This is a genomic window from Chengkuizengella marina (assembly GCF_009910845.1).
Classification (GTDB): Bacteria; Bacillota; Bacilli; order Paenibacillales; family KCTC-33759; genus Chengkuizengella; species Chengkuizengella marina.
Genome location: NZ_SIJB01000004.1, coordinates 126,176 through 146,604, shown reverse-complemented (window position 1 = coordinate 146,604; position 20,429 = coordinate 126,176). Strand labels below are relative to the sequence as shown.

Below are 20,429 nucleotides of genomic sequence, written 5' to 3'. Positions count from 1 at the left end.
TTCTTTTATAATTGTAAATGATTCCTCTGTTCCTTTTTCTTATCGGCCATGACAAGCATTTCTTTGGCATGATGTTCCGTTGTTTTTGTCACTTCAACACCACCAAGCATTCTTGCCATTTCATTCATTCGATTTCCTTCATTTAAATAACTTACATGGGTAAAGGTTCTATCATTTTCAATGGATTTACGAATTAGATAATGAGCATCTGCCATACATGCAACTTGTGGTAAATGGGTAATGGAAAACACTTGACATTCTGTTGACAACATCGACATTTTTTCTGCTATTGCTTGAGCAGCCCGTCCACTAACACCTGTATCTACTTCATCAAATATTAATACTGGTATTCTATCCATTTTTGAGAAAATGGTTTTTAGAGCAAGCATGATTCGTGACATTTCTCCACCAGAAGCTATTTTATGTAATGGTCTTAAAGGTTCTCCTGGATTTGGAGAAATCATAAATTCAATATGATCCCAACCTTCTTTAGTAAAATGATTCGGATCATTAGAAATATGTACATCAAACCTAGTTTTTTCCATTTGTAAATCACGTAATTCTGATTCAATTTTTTTTGACAATAGTTTGGATACTATTCTTCTTTTGTCAGATAATTGTTTAGCTGCTTTCTTTAACTTGTGTAAGACAATTTCTTTTTCCTCTTCTAACATCTGAGTTTTAACATCTTTATTTTCCATTTGCTCAAGTTCAATTTTAATTTTTTCCAAGTAATTCAAAATTTCTTCTAAAGTTTCTCCATATTTCCTTTTTAATGATGCTATCAAAGCAAGTCTTTGTTCAATTTCATCAAGGCGAGAAGGATTAAAGTCTATTTTCTCCCGATATTCCCTCAAACCAAAGGATGCATCTTCTATTTGAAAATATGCAGACTGTATTTGCTCTAATAAAGGCTGCAACACTTTCTGATTATAGTGAGATATCTGTTCAACATTTGAAACAGCTTTTCCTATTGAATCTAATGTTTGTTCTGTGCCATATAACAGTTGATAAGCCTTATTAATTCCATCATACATTTTCTCTGCATTAGCTAGCTTGTGCTTTTCTTTATTTAAAAATTCATCTTCACCTATTTTTAATTGAGCTTTTTCAATTTCCTCAATTTGAAAAGAATATAGATCTTTCATTTGTAGCAGTTGTTTATCTGATTCTTGCAGTTGTCGCAATTCAGCCTGAATCATAGTATATCTCTTATAAATGGATTGGTAATTCATTTTTAAATTCTTAATTGTTCCATCACCAAATAAATCCAACCACAATAAATGTTGGTCAACATTCAAAAGTGATTGGTGTTCATGCTGTCCATGAATATTAATTAAGCATTCCCCTATTTGACGAAGCATAGATAAATTAACTAAAATACCATTTACTCTGGATGAACTTTTCCCTTGAACTGTAATTTCTCTACGAATGATTAAGTTCTCAGTTTCATCAATCTCAATACCAAATTTTGTGAGTACATTTATTACTGGATGATTTTTCTCCAATTGGAATAAACATTCAATCTCTGTTTTTTGTGAGCCATGTCTAACAAACTCAGAAGATCCTCTACCGCCAATGATCAAACTTAATGCATCAATGATCATTGATTTTCCAGCACCCGTTTCTCCTGTAAAAACATGGAATCCATTTTGAAATTGGATATTTGCTTCTTCTATTACAGCCAAGTTACGAATAGAGCATTCAATAAGCATAATCATTTAACTTAGTCAAAACGAAACAGTTCTGTTTTGATAAGCTTAAACCTCCCATCTTGTTCTGTTTACTTAATACGAACGTTTGTTTGAATAACATTGTACCATACATATGTTCCCTTTAAAAGAACAGATGAGAAATAATTAAGTTATGGAATTTAAGTTTTAATGTTTAAGGTAACATAGCAATAAGTTTGTCCTTAACCTCTATACTTTGCTCTTTTGTTCTACAAATAATAAGAATCGTGTCATCTCCACAAATGCAGCCAAGTATCTCGTTCCATTCTAAATTGTCTAATAAAGAACCTATTGCATTCGCAGTTCCTGGTAGACATTTCATGACTAATAAATTATCTGCAGCATCAATATGAAGAAAATTATCAACTAATGATCTTTTTAATTTATGAATGGGATTAAATTTTTTCTCCACAGGGATTGCATATTTATATCTACCATCGTTTAAAGGGACTTTAATGAGATGAAGCTCTTTAATATCTCTTGAAACTGTGGCTTGAGTTACGTTAAATCCTGCTTCTTTTAAAGAGGATACTAATTCCTCCTGTGTTTCAATATCATGATTTGTTATTAATTCTCTAATTTTTATCAACCTTTGTCCTTTCATAACTTCCTCCTAAAAATTAAGTAAATTTGTGTCTCTTGATTTTGGTTACAACTGAAAAACAATCTTTTTAATCGTATTGTTTGATAAGTCTACGTAGATAATACCCTTAATCTTATCATACAAGATCGCATAATTAAAAAAATGATCTCTAACTGAGCTCCCAGCTTTCCAATTGACATCTTGTCTATGTTTTGCTAGTAATACAATATAATCTTCATTATCTTTTGTAGCAATATAATCAATATAATATCGACTTGAAAGATTTGATCCATCGATATGAATTTGAATAGGTACGATAAGTTTTCCGGCAATGACATCATAACCATGTTTTTCTAAGATGGAAATTGCCTTTCCTTTTGGCTCACTAGCCTCATGAAGAGGGATATTAGATCTCATGGTTGTTCTCAGCCATCTTCTAATCAGAAAAAAGAACCAAACGAATACACTAACAACAATGAGCAATAATACCAATAAATCTTTTTCATACGGCATCATATCACCTCGAAAATAATATTCGAGATAAGACATCAATTTCCTGCCATACAAAAAAGAAATTCATTCTAAAATGAACTAAAAGGTAAATCACTACAGGTAAGCCTTTACATATGATTTGAACAAAGTGCATCATTTTGAAAAATTTATAAAATTGTTATTATGAAATAAAAACCACCTAATGGTGATTTTTATTTGGATAATTGTTTAGCTTCATGAAGAACTTCATCAATTAGTTTTGAGTAATTATCAGATTGTATGGTGGTTTTTTTTGACTCATTTGAAGTATTCCAACATGCTAAAAACTCTATGTTTCCTTCTCCACCTTTAATGGGTGAATAGGTTAGTCCTTGTAAATACAAACCTAATTGTAAAGCCATTTCCAAAACAGTTTGTAATACCTCTCGATGAATTTGAGGGTCTCTAATAACCCCGGATTTGCCGACTTTATCACGACCGGCTTCAAACTGAGGTTTCACAAGTGCAACGATTGTTCCCTTATCATCTAATATTTCCTTTAATGTCGGTAAAATCAATCGTAATGAAATAAAACTAACATCAATAGAAGCAAAGGTAGGTGTTGGACCAAGTAAGTCCTCTTTTTTAACATAACGAAAATTAGTACGTTCCATTACTTTTACCTGAGGAGATTTTCGCAAAGACCAATCTAGCTGATTATAACCTACATCAATCGCATATACGTAAGATGCCCCGTTTTTTAAAGCACAATCAGTAAATCCTCCTGTTGATGCCCCAATATCTAGAGCTACACTATCTTTTAAATTGAGATTAAAAGCATGTATTGCTTTTTCAAGTTTTAATCCCCCTCTGCTAACATAGGGGTGTACACTTCCTTTTATTCTAATTTGAGAAGTATTCCTTGTTATCTTAGTACCTGCTTTTTCAACTCGTTCATCATTTACGAAAACAAGACCTGCCATTATTGCTGCTTTAGCCTTTTCTCTACTATCGAAATGTCCTAATTCAGTTAATAATATATCGATTCGTTCTTTATCTGCTTGCATACCACACCTAGATTCTTAAAGTAGAATATAAAAACTCATTTAAATGTTTCTCTGGATTTTCGATTATAAGATCAACCTATGTGTTTACTTCACTTTTTTGATTACAAAGATGTTTTACATTTTCAATGATCTTTTCTACAGTTAATCCAATTTCTTCACGTTGATATTTCACACTACCGTGTTCAACAAAATAATCTGGATAACCCATTTGTTTTATTCTCATATAATAAATTTCTTCTTCTGCATAAAACTCAAGAATAGCACTTCCAAGACCACCCTTGATAGAAGCTTCCTCCAAAGTAATCAGTGCTTTTTTTTCATTAGCCAAATCTTGAAGCATTGAATGATCTAATGGCTTTACAAATCGGGCATTGATGACTTCTAATTGGATATTTTCTTTTGCTAATTCTTCGGCTGCTTCTTGAGCTAATTTTACCATAGGACCAACAGCTAAAACAGCAACTTGATTCCCTTCTCTAACTACTTCCCATGAACCAATGGATAAGGTTTTTTTCTGTCTATCCATATCAACACCAATACCAGCTCCACGTGGGTAACGAAAAGCAATAGGTCCTTCATTATAATCTATTGCAGTTTTCACCATGTGTTGTAGTTCATTCTCATCCTTTGGCACCATAATCACTATATTAGGAATATGATTCAAATAAGCTAAGTCATAAACACCCTGGTGTGTTTCTCCATCATCACCAACTAAACCAGCACGATCAATGGCAAAAACAACATTTAAATTTTGCCTGCATACATCATGAACAAGCTGATCATAAGCTCTTTGTAAAAATGTAGAGTATACTGCAAATACAGGTTTCATACCTAAATCGGCTAAACCTGCACACATGGTTGTTGCATGCTGTTCTGCAATACCTACATCAATCATTCGTTCAGGAAAGTGATGGGCAAATTTATTTAATGCGGTTCCGCTAGGCATTGCAGCTGTTATTCCTATAATTCTTTCATCTTCTTTAGCTAAATCAATTAATGAATTAGAGAATACGTTTGAATAACTAGGTACGGCTTTTGATTTTTTTTGTTTTTCATCCTGATCAGATTCTAATTTATATGGACCTACACCATGCCATTTATGGGAATCAATTTCCGCAGGGGAATACCCCTTTCCTTTAACAGTCACAACATGGACAAGGACAGGACCATCAATTTTATCTGCTTGTTTAAAAGCTTGCAAGAGCAATTCAATATTATGGCCATCTATAGGTCCTATATAATTAAAACCTAATTCCTCAAATAAGACACCTGAAACAATCAAATATTTCATGCTGTCCTTGAGACGTTCCACAGACTTAGCTAATGTTCCGCCTACTTTTGGGATTTTTTTAAGCAATTGCTGAGCTTCTTCTTTCGCTTTCAAATAATGTTTATCTGCTCGAATTTTACTTAAGTAATTATGAATGGCTCCTACATTAGGAGCAATGGACATCTCGTTATCATTCAAAACAACGATCATCTTTTTCTTCTCATGTCCTATGTGATTTAAAGCCTCAAGAGCCATTCCTCCAGTCATTGCACCATCACCAATTAAAGCAATCACATGATTATTTTCACCCTTCAAATCACGTGCTAAGGCCATACCCATCGCTGCAGATAATGAAGTACTGCTATGTCCTGCTTCCCAAACATCATGCTCACTTTCAGAACGTTTAATATACCCACATAGGCCTTTATATTGTCTAAGTGTATCAAACTCATCTTTCCTACCAGTTAAAATTTTATGCACATAAGATTGGTGGCCTACATCAAAGATAAGTTTATCTTTAGGACTTTCAAACAAGTAGTGTAATACAAGCGTCAATTCCACAACACCTAAATTTGGTGCAAGATGACCGCCTGTAACAGAAAGTTTTTGAATTAAAAATCCCCTAATTTGCTGGGCTAATTCCTCTAATTCTTTTATAGAGAAATTTTTTATATCACTGGGATGATTTATTTGATCGAGTTCCACGTTGTTTTCCTCTCTTTCCGTGATTCGACTTATTCTTTTTCCCATTAAAAATAATAATGCCTAACTGATGCTCTAGGAAATAAAATATTTTTCCTACATAAAGAATAAGTTGTGTTGAAAAATGAATTGCAATTGATTTTCCCATTGCTTTTCCACCGACTGTTAAAGCTGAAACAACTCCAGCAAAAACTACGGTTACCATTGTATGTAAAAGTGGATTTGCATCTGCATTGCCTATAAGTTTTATAATAACCAGAGCACTGGCTACTCCACTGATAACTCCTGACATATCACCAATCACATCGTTACAAAAACTTGAAAACCGATCTGCATTTCTTACAATTCTAATTCCTTGTTTAGCGCCCTTTACTTTTTCTGATGCCATAGCATGAAACGGTGTTTCGATTGCAGCAGCCGAGGCTAATCCAATCATATCAAAAAATATACCAATGAGAATAATAATAAAAACAGTGAGTATCCCTAATGCCCATGAAACTCCTTCTAATATCGCAGTCGCAGCAATTGAAAAAATGCAAGCAAATATAAATGTTACGATGGAAATTGCTATACTCCATCTAATTGAACTTCTATATGAAAATTTTTTCATTAATTATTAAAGCTCCCTAAAGAAAGAAAATCACCTATTGGTGACCTTTCGAAGATATAATCGAATTCTTCTTTATATATAGTTTCTCTTAAAATAAATAAAATTAATTAAAAAGAGTGGTAACTTCGAGAGTAAACGCTGCGGCTTAGGTCCAGTTGGTTTTCCCATGTAAAACACCTTTTCGTTGCCGTAAAAGGCGGTTTCCCTTTATGCTTACATTGATGTCGTCACCGAACATCTGACTAGATTACCACTTAGTCCACACTATAATCCTCAAGAAGTCTCTTACAACTGAACAGTCTAGGAGTTTTCCTCAACAACCATAATTCATTTCTTAGCCTCTTTTGCAAAGTAGATTTCATATAGCATCCAGCATTTATTTTTTTGGCCAGAAAAATAAATCCCTACCATCTACAATTCCACTAGTTCACTCAAGGCAGGCTACGCTGCATACAAGTCATTCTGTATTTATAATCAAAATAAGACTATAAGAACAAATTAGACTCGCAAGTACAGGTTCATACCCCAAGCCGTAGCTATTCGCACGGTGTCGCCTAACCACGAACTTGGGCCTCCGCGGAAGCCGGGTCAACGCCCACATGCCATTGTGGATCGCCCAACAACCTTAACTTCCAGCATCAACCCCAGACTGGGCTTCTGAAGCCAACACCAGAAACTTCATTGATGTGCCCTTTGGCGAATTTTTAGGCCCGCCTTCAGAAATGCCTGGCTGACTAGAATACTGCACCACTCAGTTATTTACAATTTATATTATAACATATGTAAAAAGTATAGCTCAATGAAATGTCATTCCAAATTTACCATTTCAATGCTAATTATATTTTCATTTTTGATTAATAATGAATGAAAATACTTATTATTAATGTTCTCGGTGCATTAGAAAATCTGCTATCTCAAGTAATCGACTTGGATTGGGGAAATTGGCTTTTGTGATATCTTGTTTAGCTTCTTCAGTTAATTGTTTCACTTTTTCAATGCACGCATCTAATCCAATTAAATATGGGTAAGTTACTTTTTTGGAATTCTCATCACTTAAAACAGGTTTACCTAATTTTTGTTCATCTCCAATAATATCTAAAATATCATCTTGAATCTGAAAAGCTAGGCCGATTTTATAACCAAAACTAGCTAAAGCTTTAAGCTGTTCAGCATTGGCTCCAGCAATATGACCTCCTGCACGCAGTGAAAATACGATTAAATCACCTGTTTTATGAATGTGAATTTTTTCTAATTGGTGGATATTTGTAATTCCCTGTTCTCCATCCATATCATCTACTTGACCACCCACCATACCTTTTGGTCCTGCGTATGCTGATAATTCTTCAACAAGATTTAAAATTTGTTCAGCAGGTACCTCTTTCATCCTTAGTGAATTGGAAATAACATAAAAAGCATGAGTTAACAAAGCGTCTCCTGCTAATATTGCTATAGCTTCCCCATAAACTTTATGATTCGTTAATTTCCCACGTCTATAATCATCATCGTCCATGGCAGGTAAATCATCATGAATAAGCGAATAAGTATGAATCATTTCAATGGCAGCAGCAGCAGGTAGAATTGAGGATATAGGTCCATTTAGTGATTCTAGAGCCGCAATGGTTAATATCGGACGCATTCTTTTACCCCCAGCAAACAAAGAATAACTCATCGCCTCTTCTAAACGTTCAGGAATGACCCAATCTTTTGGGAAAATATGTTTTAATTCTTTTTCAACTTCTTGTCCATAATAACTAATGAAATCTGTAATTGTATTCAATTTCAATCCATATCACCTTGATTATCATCATTCAAAGGATGAAACGCTTTTTTCTGTCCATCCTCACTAATTAACATTTCAATTTTTTGCTCCACTTGGTCTAACTTTTGACTACAATAACCAGAGAGTTTTACTCCCTCTTGAAATAAATCAATCGCTTTTTCCAATGGGACATCTTCACTCTCTAACTCGCTTACAACTTTTTCAAGATTTTCCATTGCTTCCTCAAAAGTTATTTTCTTATTATCCATTATGTCTCCTCCTCCACCATTTTAACCTGACAATCTAATCTTCCATCCGATAAATTCACTTTAATCATTTGTTTTGTTTGAATTTGTTTAATAGATTTAACGATTATTCCATCCTCATTATATACTAGGCTATAACCCCTATGCATAACCTTTAAGGGACTTAAAGCATCTAATTGACGGATATTTGAAGAAAGCATTAGTTTTTGATTTCTTATATAATTCTTAATTTCATGATTCAAACGATGTTGAATATTATTCAATCGTCGATTAGAGTAATCAATTTTATTTTTTAAATTCAATGTGGAAAGCCCTGATTCAAATTTATAAAACTTTTCCCTTGTGTATCGCATTTGATTAGCCATATTAAAAATCAATTGATCTTTTAAACGATCTAAACGTTCTGTTGGTTGTACTAATTGTCTTTTTGGAGAGCGTAAATATGGAGAACGTTTCAGTTGTTCTAACTTTTCTGCCTTTTTTTGAAGATGATAATATATCCCTTTATGTAACCTTTGTTTTAAATGTTCTAAATTTTTTTTAATTTCTATATGATGAGGAACTGCAAGTTCAGCAGCAGCTGTAGGCGTAGCAGCACGTACATCTGCTACAAAATCAGAGATTGTATAATCGGTTTCATGTCCTACTGCAGAAATGATAGGAATTTGTGATTCAGAAATGGTTCTTGCTACAACTTCTTCATTAAAAGCCCACAGCTCTTCAAGGGACCCTCCACCTCGACCTACAATAATAACTTCTACTTCTTCATACGTATTTAAAACTTCAATCCCTTTTTTAATGGAAGAAACTGCATGTTTACCTTGTACAAAAACAGGATATAGAAGAATAGATACCATAGGATTTCTACGTTGAATTGTGGTTACAATATCTCTTACTGCAGCACCAGTAGCAGACGTTACTATACCTACTGTGTTTACATAACGAGGGAGTGTTTTTTTCTTATCAGTTAAGAACAAACCTTCCTTTTCTAACTTTTGTTTTAATTGCTCAAAAGCAAGATATAAGCTACCTATTCCATCAGGTTGCATTTGATTTACATACAATTGATACTGTCCATCTCTCTCATACAAAGATATATTACCCTTAGCTAATACTTTCGTTCCATTTCGTGGAATAAAAGGAATTCTTTGATTATGAGAGGCGAACATAACACATTTTACTCTGCTGTTTTTATCCTTTAAAGTAAAGTACATGTGACCACTTGAATGATGTATATAGTTAGAAATCTCTCCACGCACCCAAATGTTTTGCAATGCTGGTTCAAACTCTAATCTGTTTTTAATAACTCTTGTTAATTCTTTTACTGAGTATACCACTTGATTATCTTTCATAATCACACCATCTTTTATATATTACTTTTTTGATAAGTTAGATGCTGCTTCTAATGTATTTTTAATTAACATGGTAATTGTCATAGGTCCTACACCACCTGGAACAGGTGTAATGTATCCTGCAACGTCCTTCACCTTATCAAAATCAACATCACCACAAAGTTTTCCATTGTCCATTCGATTAATGCCAACATCGATCACTATAGCACCTTGTTTAATACAATCAGTACCAATCATTTTTGGTATACCCGTTGCTACAACCAAAATATCTGCTTGCTTAGCTATAGATGCAATGTCCCCTGTTTTTGAATGACATATACTCACAGTTGCATTTTCCCTAAGAAGTAACATAGAAACTGGTTTTCCTACTATATTACTCCTTCCTATGACTACTGCATGTTTACCTGCAATTTCAATACCTTCTCTTTTTATCATTTCTATTACACCTGCTGGAGTACAAGGTAATAAACTTTCATCACCTATCATTAAATTCCCTACGTTGATAGGATGAAAACCATCCACATCTTTTTCTACAGCAATAGCATCAATCACTGCTTTTTCTGAAATTTGTTTTGGTAGAGGCAGCTGAACTAATATGCCATGAATATCTGTATGTACATTTAATTTGCGAATAAGCAATAATAACTCTTTCTCTGTGGTTTTTTCAGGTAACTTATGGACTTCAGAATAAATGCCTAATTCATCACATGCTTTTGCTTTTCGACCCACATAAACTTCAGAAGCAGGATCATCTCCAACTAAAACTACAGCTAATCCAGGTTGTATATTTTTTGATTTCAACAACTCAACTTCACTTTTCAATTCTTTACGAATGGTTTTGGATAAATCTGTTCCACTAATCAATTTTGCAGTCATGATTTTACTCCCTTTTATATACTTTTTATATTTTAATCTTCATTTATAGAGTGTATTTTTGCTTTTATCACTTCATGTTCTTTGATCATTTTACCTAATACACCATTTATAAATTTACCCGAATCTTCGGTTCCGAAATACTTTGATAATTCAATCGCTTCATTTACAATCACTTTTGGTGGAGTATCATTTAAATAAAACATTTCATAAATAGCCAATCGAAGAATTTGTATGTCTACTCTAGAAAGTCGTTCTATTTTCCAACCCTTTAAATAATCATTAATGAGGGAATCAATCTTTGCTTTTTTAAGAAATGTACCATCTATTAACTCTTTGATGAATTTTAAGTCTTCATGTTTTATATTAGAAATACCCTCATTTTCCACATCATCCTGTTCTGTGATGATGGAATCTATTGCAGAAGTTGATGTCACCTCATTAAGTTCCATTTGGTACAAACATTGTATAATGATTTCCCTTGCCTGTCTTCTTTTCATTTTGTTCCTCCATTCGAAAGCTCAAACTATTGATGTATGTATTTGTAGATCTCTATACTATAGTATACGTTTTTTATTCAAACAACAAACAAAAAGCCCCATAATTACTTATAGGGATTTAAATCTAAGGGCTGCATTTATCGATAACGATCTAAAAATTTTGATAATCGTAATTTTATATTTATAAAAAATTCCCATTTTTCTTTTGAATCCACTTTTCTACCGATATAAAATCCAATAAAAACAATAAGTGAAAAAATGAATGTATCCCAAAAACCTACAAATAAATATATGATACCAAAAAAAACTCCAATCATTGGCCCAATCAATTTTCCTGGGTGCCGTTCCCATAAATCTTTCCACATCGGGAGCTCCCCCTTTACTCTACTCTACTTTTAAAAGTATTAGATTGAAAGATATTAACTACTAAAACAGAGACATTAGAAACAGGGATTCCTGTTACATCTTCAATGTAATCATTCACATTTTGTTGGATTTCTTCAGTTAGCTTTGGAATAGGAGTTTCACCATCAACATAAGTTTTTATTTTCACTTCAATTCCGGATTGGCTTGCGTTAATTTTTGCTTTTGTATCCTTTGTTCCTTTAACTCTAGCAGCAGCCTTTAATGCAATCTGCTCAATCGTCTCCATTGAAATTTTTATATCTCCATAATCGTTTCGTTGATCTATGCTAGGTTTTGTAGAACGATTGGAACGTAAAGTAATATATAAAAAACGAATACTAATAAGTACTACAACAGCAACTGATGCATATAATATAATTTCTTCCGTATCATTTAAATAAGGAATATTAATATCACCTGTTTGGATCATTTGTATTACAACAGATAAAGAAACTATAGTAACAAAAATACTATATAGAAACAATAATAATCGATCTAAGATTTTCAAGATAGATCATACTCCTTTCTCATTTAACTGAACTTTTTGGACATGAACTACTATGTATTCTCTTTAAAATTAAACCCCCTGCTAATGTGAGGGGGTCTATTGTCATTTATAATCATTGAAATTATTTTACGCGTTGTGGTTTCATTTCTTCAATCTCATTTTTAACTTTTTCTTCCTGAGTAATATGCACATCATGAATATGTACATTTACTTCTACAACCTGAAGACCAGTCATAGATTCTATACCATTCTTTACATTTTGTTGAATTTCATGAGAAACATCTGGTATTCTGTATCCATATTCAACAATAATAGATACATCAACCGCTGCTTCTTTCTCACCAACCTCAACCTTTACACCCTTTGATAGATTTTTCCTTCCAAGAAGCTCTGCGATTCCACCTGCGAAACCACCGCTCATTCCTGCCACACCTTCAATCTCAACCGTTGCCAAACCAGCAATGACTTCAACAACTTCAGGTGCAATTTGAATATGACCCATTTCAGTCTTCTCATAATCAAGAGCGACTGTATTCATCAACATTACCTCCTCTTATTTTCACGCGTAAATTTTCAAATTAAAATTATATTTTCTCCCAAGACTTTACACTTACTACTATAATATAACACCATACAAATATTATGACAAACTGGGAGCTTAAGTATATTCTATACTTCGTTTTCCTCTAAAAACTTAATATCGAAATCCCCTTGAAGAAATTTATCATTGGAAAGTAGTTTTAAATGGAATGGAATTGTAGTATGAATACCTTCTATCGTAAATTCCGATAGTGCTCTCTTCATTCTTTCAATTGCTTCTTCCCTAGTTTTTCCCCAAACAATCAATTTTGCAATCATTGAATCATAGTGTGGAGATATAATATATCCAGGATATGCTGCACTATCTACTCTTACACCTAAACCACCTGGAGGTAAATAGAATTGGATTTGCCCTGCCGAAGGCATAAAGTTTTTATCAGGGTTTTCTGCATTAATACGACATTCAATAGACCACCCTTGAATTTCTACATCTTCTTGAGTAAAAGATAAATGTTTTCCCTCTGCTACAGAGATCATTTCTTTAATCAAATCAATACTTGTGACCATCTCAGTAACAGGATGTTCCACTTGAATTCTTGTATTCATTTCCATGAAATAAAATTTCCCATCTGGTCCTAGTAAAAACTCGAGTGTACCTGCTCCTGAATACTGAACTGCTTTTGCAGCACGCACAGCAGCTTCTCCCATTTCTTTACGAATTTCAGGTGTCAAAACAGGACAAGGTGCTTCTTCTATCAATTTTTGCCTTCTTCGTTGTATAGAACAATCCCTTTCGCCAAGATGAACTACGTTCCCATGTTTATCTGCAATGACTTGAATTTCTACATGTTTCATACCTGTTAAAAATTTCTCTAAATATACACCTGCATTACCAAAGGCTTTTTCAGCTTCTAGTTGGGCTGCTTTAATCTGATGAATAAGCATCTCTTCATCTTCGGCAATTCGGATACCCTTACCACCACCACCTGCAGTTGCTTTTATAAGTACAGGATATCCTATATCTCTACTGATCATAACAGCATCATCAATATCTTCAATGAGCCCGTCTGTTCCAGGAATAACTGGAACAGACGCATTTTTCATTGTTTCTTTTGCTACTGCTTTATCCCCCATCTTTGTGATAGCTTCGGGTGACGGACCAATAAAAGTGATATTACATGATTCACAAATTTCAGCAAAATCAGCGTTTTCTGCTAAAAAACCATACCCTGGATGAATTGCATCTGCTCCAGTTAAAGTTGCAATACTCATAATATTTGTTAAATTCAAATAACTGTCCTTTGATAAAGTGGGACCAATACAATAAGCCTCATCGGACAACCGAACATGTAAAGAATCTTTATCGGCTTCAGAATATATTGCAACGGTTTGAATCCCCATCTCATGACATGCACGAATAATCCGAACGGCTATTTCACCACGGTTAGCTATTAGAACCTTTTGAAACTTCATTACTATATCCTCCCAAACGATGTCTTCATAGAAATAAATAATAACAATGCCATTATTCTGATTTTACTAAAAATAACGGCTGACCAAATTCAACCAAATGACCATCTTCTACTAATACTTCTACGATTTCACCTTTAATTTCAGCTTCTATCTCATTCATAAGTTTCATTGCTTCAACAATACATACTACGGTATCGTTTGTCACTTTATCACCTTTTTTTATAAAAGGATCTGCACCTGGGGAGGGAGCAATGTAAAATGTTCCTACCATTGGAGAAGTGATTTTATGTAAATTTGCATCTTGTTCTTCAATTTGATTTGATTGATTTACTTCAACAGTCTGCTCTTCAACAGCTGATGTTTGTATGTTTTGAGGGACTTCTTGGATAACTGGTTGAGATACTACAGGGGTTTGATGTACGATTTGTGGGATAACTTCTGTGTTTGTTGCTGGTTTGCGTATTAACAATCGAGCACCTTCATTTTCAATTTCAAGTTCTTGAAGTGTAGATTTATCTACAAGTCTAACTAATTCTTTAATTTCATTTAATTTAAACATTTTTTCACTCCTTAAAATTCTAAAAGTACGTTTTCAAAAAGTTCAGTTTTCAACAGCGAGAAATTTGTGTGAACATGCAGAAGCCAATGTTTTTCGGGGTCCCCGAAAAGTATTTGGACTACACTTCAAAGTAATACTTCACTTTTTGGGGTGTAGCAAGTATAGTGAATGGTTACATGAGTATCAGACTTCAAAATGTGACACAAAGTTCGATGTCAAAATTACTACTTAGTTCCACTTTGTGATCAAAAGTGTACTTTTTGAACTGCCTCTTAAAAGGATGTACATGTATAACAATGATAGTATTATAGCACAAACCAATAATTAGAACATCTATGAATTGATTTCTGGTTATATTTAATTTACTTTGAATTTTGATCCCCACTCTGACATAGCATCTAATATAGGTTTAATCGATTTTCCTCTTTCAGTTAAACTATATTCTACCTTAGGAGGTACAACAGGATACACTTTACGTGTTATGATTCCATCCATTTCTAATTCTCTTAATTGTTTTGTTAATACTCGATCTGTGACATCCGGCATTAACTTTTGAAGCTCTCCAAATCTTTTTTTGCCACTCATAAGATTGTATAGTATAACTGCTTTCCACTTTCCCATAATTGTATTTAGAGTTAAGTCCACAGGACACCCAAAAGTTTTATCATTGATCTTAAAATTACCCATCGGTCACCTCATATAACTAGTAAATATAATCTTTAGAATTCAATAGTTTAAATGATTTCAATAAAAAATTACCTTAATTAATACTACCATACTCAGATATCACACCAAAAATTCACCTCATACTAACTTTAATGATAGTATATAACATTAAAGTACATACTTGCTATTAGTAATTAAGTATATTATTATTTTAAACCATAAGTTACTTTAATTGGAAGCATTAAATTCAAAATTAAAAATGAAGGAGAGAAGATTTTATCATGAAACATTTAATTGTTTATGCTCATCCAAATCCTCGAAGTTTTAACAATGCTATAAAGGAAACAATAGTAAATACATTAAAAAATAAAGGACATGAAGTGGAAGTTAGGGATCTTTACGCTTTAGGGTTTGAACCTGTTCTAAGTGGGAGTGACTTTGAAACATTCCAATCAGGAAATATGCCGAGTGATATTCAAGCTGAACAAGAACACATAAAAAATGCTGATGTTATTACTTTCATATATCCAATTTGGTGGACTGGTTTGCCAGCAATATTAAAAGGTTACATCGACAGAGTATTCGCTTACGGATTTGCTTATTCAGTTGATGAACAAGGTGGATACGTGAAACATTTAACAGGGAAAAAAGGATTAATTATTAATACAACAGGTGCTCCAACTGAATTTTATGATCAAGTAGGTATGACTAATTCTTTGAAACAAACTACTGATACAGGAATTTTAGATTTCGTTGGAATAGAACCACTACATCACCAATTTTTCGGTGCAGTTCCAACTGTAGATGATGCAACTAGAAAAGAAATGCTTGTTGAAGTGGAAAAATTGATTAACGAAAAGTTTTAATTTACCTTTGCCAACTTCCGATAGTCACATCCTATACCTAATCACACCCTATGGGATTCTTAAAAAAAGTCTGTGTAGTAGGTAAGCTTAACATTAAGGAGTCTTAACATTTTTTTGAGGTATTTAGTAGTCTTAATAAGACCATTAGATACCTCTATTTACTTCATGGAAGTTTATTTTCTTTATATAAGACCACTTTTCCTCCCTCTCTATAAAGTTTTTTAAAAATTATAGTGAGTTTTTTTAAAATTGATGACAATTTAATAGAGACTATCCTTTATCTTTCTAAACAATATCTCGTAACCCTTTCTAACTGTTCAAACTCATGAAACCTCGGCTTTAAATCTTGCTTTAAAAACCATTCGTAACTTAATTTTAATCCTTCTTCTATATCAATACGAGGTAGTAATAAATCCTCTTTTAATTTAGCGGTATTTAACAGCAGAGGGACATCTCTAAATGGGAAGAAATCTCTATCTTTTACATTCAACAAGTCTATAACTTCCCGATTAATACTCATCACTCTTCCCTTTGAAATTATGTTTTGAATTATAGATCCTAACTCCATCCAGTTTAATTGTCTAGGGTGAGTTAAATTGAATGCTTCCCCGATTGTTTTATCATTTGTAATTGACTGAATGGTAATATCTACTATGTCATTAATATGAATAAATTGCACCTTAGATTGATCTGTATTAGGAACAGGCAATGGCTGTTCACTCATCAATCTGTGAAAAAAGTATGATTCTCGGTATAAATTATTTCCTTTACCATAAATATACGAAGGTCTAAAAATGACAATAGGTAGTTCATCTTTTTGATGCTTCTCAAATAGATAGTCTTCTGCTTTCTTTTTATCTTCTCCATAGATTCCCCAGTGAGGATTATTCCCTCGCTCACTATTCTCATATAGATATTCGTTAGATGGTGAATATACTGCAGCTGAACTAATAAAAACGTATCTTTTTAACTTTGACTTGTTTATAGATTGTAATAAAAAATGTACATCTTCGCGTGTATAGGCAGATACATCAAATATATAATCATATATATAATTTTCTAAAGTACCTTTTAATGTGTTCTGATTTTTTCGATCACAAATAATATGTTTATGGAAACCTCTGAAATTCACCTTTTTATTACCCCTAGTTAAGAAATCTACTATATAACCTTTTGAAATCAAACCTTTTACCAAGGATTTACCTACAAACTCTGTACCTCCCATAACTAGTACTCTATTCAATGACATCACTCCCTACCTTTTTGAATACACTTTTATTATAATATAAATGAACCAATATCTAATACTTTGAAAACTCTATCCTTTGTAAGGTTTTACTATTTAAATAAGTCATCTAAAATAGCCATATCTGTTCCGTCTATAAAAATTGAAGTACTAAATGAACGTAATATTGTTAGTTAAGGGGGGAACAATTAAAAATGAAAAAAGATCTAGTAAATGAATTACTACAGTTAAATGATTGGGTATTAAATTTAAACAGACTCGAAAAAGAAACAATCTATCAACCCACTGCCAAAGACAAATGGTCAATAGCAGAAATCATAAGCCACTTAATGTTCTGGGATCGTTATATACTAGAGGAAAGAATGCCTTTCATGGTTCCAAATGTTAGCTTGAAAAGCAATATAAATGTAAATGAGATGAATAGTAAAGCCTCAGAGTATTCACACTCCAATCCTTTTGATGAAATTATTGATAACTTAATAGACTTCAGACAAAAAATTGTTTCTATACTTGAACAAAAAACTGAAAAAGAGCTATATTCAAATTTTAAAATAAATGATACAGAGCTTGATTTAATTAGTTATTTTAACGGAACAGTAGTACATGATAGACACCATATGAAACAAATTGACAACTTTCTAAATAGTTAATAATAAGAGAGAAACTCGTGAAATTTAGAGGTGTCACAGGGCTATCCGTTATGTCAAAAAAAGAGCACTTTACAGTGCTCGTAATTAAACTCTCACACTCTTTGATAACTGCTCTATTAAACTTTCAAAAAATGCAACCTCTACATCTTTTAAATTAATGAGTCTCTCTCTAATCTTTTCAATTCCTTTTAGATCTGTAATTTCCGTTTGCAAATGAAAAAAAGCAATTTTTAAAAAAAGATTCCTTAATTTCTTCGTTTTATCTTCAACTTCACCCATCATGTTTTCCAATAATTCGTAATTCTCTAATAAATTCAATTTTTTCATATACAATAAATGATTTTTCAAACAACTTTTATGCTCAAATAAAATATGAAAGGGACGTATATCATAAACAATATCCGATGTCTCTAAATAGGTTGTATAGGTAATTAAATTTGCATACACATCCATCCCAAAATCAAATTCCTTCACATCCATTCCAAACATTCGATATCTATCATAATGTAAATCTACTGGCCTCGATCCATTAATATAATCTTTGAATGATTGCAAATTCATTTTAATGTCATACTTAAATTCAAATATATCTCTTGGTTTCACTAAATAGTTATATTTTAAATAATCTTGCGAGACTTCAAGCGTATGAAACGCATTTGAATAATCCTCAAAACCGATCTTACCAAAAGCAAGCTTGCCATCCTTATCAAAGTAAGCAATATCAAAATTAGACTGATCTTTGTCGTAACCAAAAATTAGATTGCTATGTGGAAAATCTCTAAATTGATAAGCTCTCGTATTTGGAACGTGGAGTTCATTTAAATGTGTACAAAAATAATACCCTTCGTTTATCCACTCTATCGTAAAATCAACAATATTTTCTCTATATTTTAGTATAAGATCTCTATAAATAATTTGATAATATAATAATGGATTGTCATCTAACATTGGGTTATACGAATCAAATTCAAACCAATCTGCATATATAAATTTATCATGCAAAGATTTTGTATGGCATCTTAGCTGCAAATAATTAGAAAATATCCAAGGAGAAGAATTTTCCATTGTACCAATAATAGCTAAATTGTAAGCATGCCTAGGATAAGCAGTGATTACAGGATATTTAACTTCCAAACTTTTTTTCATATAACGATTCATTCCTCTCACCTCATCATGTAATCAATAGGACTCTTTATCAGCAAATAAACGAGTACAACGATTGCATACATTTAAATTTTGGGTTTTTAATACCTCTCTAAATTTCGTAACCTTGTCCCCAGTCCAGATTTCTTCAAATGATGATTCGTGAATATTTCCAAGTTTATAGTCTGGAAAATCAACACAAGGATATACATCCCCTGTTCTGCGAATGATGAGCTCATGCCATGGAGCGAGACACTTAGATCTACCAAAAACATTCTCTATATTATTAAAATACTCTTCTACATCTACAAAATTTGAACTGTCTACTCCTTCAGTCTCCCAAATCTCTTCTAGGTCATTTTTTAAACGTATTGTATCAATACCAATAGGTTCCTCGACAAATCCTTCCCATGCAGGGGAAACGTCACAATCTAGCAATTCCTTCATCTCTATCGCATACTGCTTACCTTTCTCACGTGTTGTAAATAATAGGGGCCAAAAATTTACAGAAAGATCTCTAGGTTTTACCCATGGATTCATGGTATCATGAAGGATGATTTTTTCATTACTAAACCGATCTCTAAGCGATGATAAAAACGGTTTGGCACTTTGATAATTGTATTTAGAAAGTGTCATATTGATATTAATAAAAGGAAACATTCTTTTCCTTTTCTTTTTCTCTTTAATGAGGAGCTCAATATTTTCACATATTTGCTGGAAACTGCCCTTGCCTCTAATAGAATCATGATATTCCTCGGGTCCATCAATAGAGATATTTAAAGCCACCACATTATTTAAAATTAAATCGATTTTGTTCTTGATCAATGAACCGTTAGTAAGCAAGTAAATCGTTACCTTTTTACTTCTTAAATACTCGACTAATTCTGTAAAACTTTTATACAACATAGGTTCACCACCCGTAATTATAACACCTATTTTGGGATTTGCTTCCAACACTTGATCCATAAATTTTTTAATGACATCAATATCTAATTGCTCTTTGATTACCCTTTGTGGTTCTTTTAATGCCCAACCTGTCTCACCCCATATATGACAAAATGAACATCTATAATTACATAAATCCGATGCAAAAATCGTAATTTGTTTCAATTTTGGAGTTAAATTCTGTACGTGTTCTAGTAGTTTTTTATCACCTAAATCCCCTGCTTTTGTTAACATAATTCCAT

22 protein-coding genes are annotated in these 20,429 nt (G+C 32.8%); 2 read left to right on the top strand and 20 right to left on the bottom strand.

Annotation, left to right across the window (positions count from 1 at the left end):
• Window positions 1–5: 5 nt before the first annotated feature.
• The 17 genes from recN to ERL59_RS01315 form a co-directional block, all read right to left on the bottom strand.
• Complete coding sequence (recN, locus tag ERL59_RS01395; RefSeq protein WP_160643817.1) at window positions 6–1,715, bottom strand: DNA repair protein RecN; 1,710 nt, start codon at window positions 1,713–1,715, stop codon at window positions 6–8.
• A 172-nt stretch (window positions 1,716–1,887) separates the two neighbouring features.
• Window positions 1,888–2,337 carry a transcriptional regulator AhrC/ArgR gene (gene ahrC / locus ERL59_RS01390; RefSeq protein WP_160643733.1) on the bottom strand — a complete coding sequence of 150 codons (450 nt, stop codon included), beginning with the start codon at window positions 2,335–2,337 and terminating at the stop codon, window positions 1,888–1,890.
• A gap of 45 nt (window positions 2,338–2,382) precedes the next feature.
• Window positions 2,383–2,865: a hypothetical protein gene (locus ERL59_RS01385; protein ID WP_160643731.1), complete on the bottom strand. Its 483-nt coding sequence runs from the start codon at window positions 2,863–2,865 to the stop codon at window positions 2,383–2,385.
• A gap of 155 nt (window positions 2,866–3,020) precedes the next feature.
• Entirely contained in the window at window positions 3,021–3,854 is an 834-nt protein-coding gene (locus tag ERL59_RS01380; protein WP_160643729.1) for a TlyA family RNA methyltransferase, read from the bottom strand.
• A gap of 76 nt (window positions 3,855–3,930) precedes the next feature.
• Window positions 3,931–5,829 carry a 1-deoxy-D-xylulose-5-phosphate synthase gene (gene dxs / locus ERL59_RS01375; RefSeq protein WP_160643727.1) on the bottom strand — a complete coding sequence of 633 codons (1,899 nt, stop codon included), beginning with the start codon at window positions 5,827–5,829 and terminating at the stop codon, window positions 3,931–3,933.
• Complete coding sequence (locus tag ERL59_RS01370; RefSeq protein WP_160643725.1) at window positions 5,798–6,436, bottom strand: CNNM metal transporter family protein; 639 nt, start codon at window positions 6,434–6,436, stop codon at window positions 5,798–5,800. The genes dxs and ERL59_RS01370 overlap by 32 nt, the downstream gene beginning before the upstream one ends.
• Window positions 6,437–7,316: 880 nt before the next feature.
• Window positions 7,317–8,213: a polyprenyl synthetase family protein gene (locus ERL59_RS01365; RefSeq protein WP_160643815.1), complete on the bottom strand. Its 897-nt coding sequence runs from the start codon at window positions 8,211–8,213 to the stop codon at window positions 7,317–7,319.
• Window positions 8,214–8,215: 2 nt separating this feature from the next.
• Complete coding sequence (gene xseB / locus ERL59_RS01360; RefSeq protein ID WP_160643723.1) at window positions 8,216–8,464, bottom strand: exodeoxyribonuclease VII small subunit; 249 nt, start codon at window positions 8,462–8,464, stop codon at window positions 8,216–8,218.
• Complete coding sequence (gene xseA / locus ERL59_RS01355; RefSeq protein WP_160643721.1) at window positions 8,464–9,813, bottom strand: exodeoxyribonuclease VII large subunit; 1,350 nt, start codon at window positions 9,811–9,813, stop codon at window positions 8,464–8,466. The genes xseB and xseA overlap by 1 nt, the downstream gene beginning before the upstream one ends.
• Window positions 9,814–9,834: 21 nt before the next feature.
• Window positions 9,835–10,689, bottom strand: coding sequence for a bifunctional methylenetetrahydrofolate dehydrogenase/methenyltetrahydrofolate cyclohydrolase FolD (gene folD, locus ERL59_RS01350; protein WP_160643719.1), 855 nt, complete (start codon window positions 10,687–10,689; stop codon window positions 9,835–9,837).
• 32 nt (window positions 10,690–10,721) lie between these two features.
• On the bottom strand, window positions 10,722–11,186 hold the full coding sequence (gene nusB / locus ERL59_RS01345; protein ID WP_160643717.1) for a transcription antitermination factor NusB: 465 nt from the start codon (window positions 11,184–11,186) through the stop codon (window positions 10,722–10,724).
• Between the two features lie 137 nt (window positions 11,187–11,323).
• Window positions 11,324–11,551: a DUF2273 domain-containing protein gene (locus ERL59_RS01340; protein ID WP_160643715.1), complete on the bottom strand. Its 228-nt coding sequence runs from the start codon at window positions 11,549–11,551 to the stop codon at window positions 11,324–11,326.
• Window positions 11,552–11,565: 14 nt separating this feature from the next.
• Window positions 11,566–12,099 (bottom strand): alkaline shock response membrane anchor protein AmaP, encoded by a 534-nt coding sequence (amaP, locus tag ERL59_RS01335; protein ID WP_201763441.1) that lies wholly within the window; start codon window positions 12,097–12,099, stop codon window positions 11,566–11,568.
• Between the two features lie 121 nt (window positions 12,100–12,220).
• Window positions 12,221–12,637, bottom strand: coding sequence for an Asp23/Gls24 family envelope stress response protein (locus ERL59_RS01330; protein WP_160643713.1), 417 nt, complete (start codon window positions 12,635–12,637; stop codon window positions 12,221–12,223).
• 131 nt (window positions 12,638–12,768) lie between these two features.
• Complete coding sequence (gene accC, locus ERL59_RS01325) at window positions 12,769–14,112, bottom strand: acetyl-CoA carboxylase biotin carboxylase subunit (RefSeq protein ID WP_160643711.1); 1,344 nt, start codon at window positions 14,110–14,112, stop codon at window positions 12,769–12,771.
• Window positions 14,113–14,164: 52 nt separating this feature from the next.
• Window positions 14,165–14,671, bottom strand: a complete 507-nt coding sequence (accB, locus tag ERL59_RS01320) for an acetyl-CoA carboxylase biotin carboxyl carrier protein (protein WP_160643708.1) — start codon at window positions 14,669–14,671, stop codon at window positions 14,165–14,167.
• Between the two features lie 357 nt (window positions 14,672–15,028).
• The gene (locus ERL59_RS01315; RefSeq protein WP_160643706.1) at window positions 15,029–15,358 is read right to left on the bottom strand and encodes a winged helix-turn-helix transcriptional regulator; all 330 of its coding nucleotides are present in this window, start codon (window positions 15,356–15,358) and stop codon (window positions 15,029–15,031) included.
• Window positions 15,359–15,618: 260 nt separating this feature from the next.
• On the opposite strand from ERL59_RS01315, the gene ERL59_RS01310 reads away from it, so the two are divergent.
• On the top strand, window positions 15,619–16,203 hold the full coding sequence (locus ERL59_RS01310; RefSeq protein ID WP_160643704.1) for an NAD(P)H-dependent oxidoreductase: 585 nt from the start codon (window positions 15,619–15,621) through the stop codon (window positions 16,201–16,203).
• A gap of 277 nt (window positions 16,204–16,480) precedes the next feature.
• Here the strand turns inward: ERL59_RS01310 and ERL59_RS01305 are convergent, their stop codons facing one another.
• On the bottom strand, window positions 16,481–17,446 hold the full coding sequence (locus tag ERL59_RS01305) for an NAD-dependent epimerase/dehydratase family protein (protein WP_160643702.1): 966 nt from the start codon (window positions 17,444–17,446) through the stop codon (window positions 16,481–16,483).
• A 197-nt stretch (window positions 17,447–17,643) separates the two neighbouring features.
• Here ERL59_RS01305 and ERL59_RS01300 point away from each other — a divergent pair, with 197 nt between their 5' ends.
• Complete coding sequence (locus ERL59_RS01300) at window positions 17,644–18,099, top strand: DinB family protein (protein WP_160643700.1); 456 nt, start codon at window positions 17,644–17,646, stop codon at window positions 18,097–18,099.
• A gap of 84 nt (window positions 18,100–18,183) precedes the next feature.
• Here ERL59_RS01300 and ERL59_RS01295 read toward each other — a convergent pair whose 3' ends face one another.
• Together ERL59_RS01295 and ERL59_RS01290 are read right to left on the bottom strand one after the other, a co-directional pair.
• Window positions 18,184–19,257, bottom strand: a complete 1,074-nt coding sequence (locus ERL59_RS01295) for a hypothetical protein (RefSeq protein WP_160643698.1) — start codon at window positions 19,255–19,257, stop codon at window positions 18,184–18,186.
• Between the two features lie 21 nt (window positions 19,258–19,278).
• The gene (locus tag ERL59_RS01290) at window positions 19,279–20,421 is read right to left on the bottom strand and encodes a radical SAM/SPASM domain-containing protein (protein WP_160643696.1); all 1,143 of its coding nucleotides are present in this window, start codon (window positions 20,419–20,421) and stop codon (window positions 19,279–19,281) included.
• Between the last annotated feature and the right edge of the window lie 8 nt (window positions 20,422–20,429).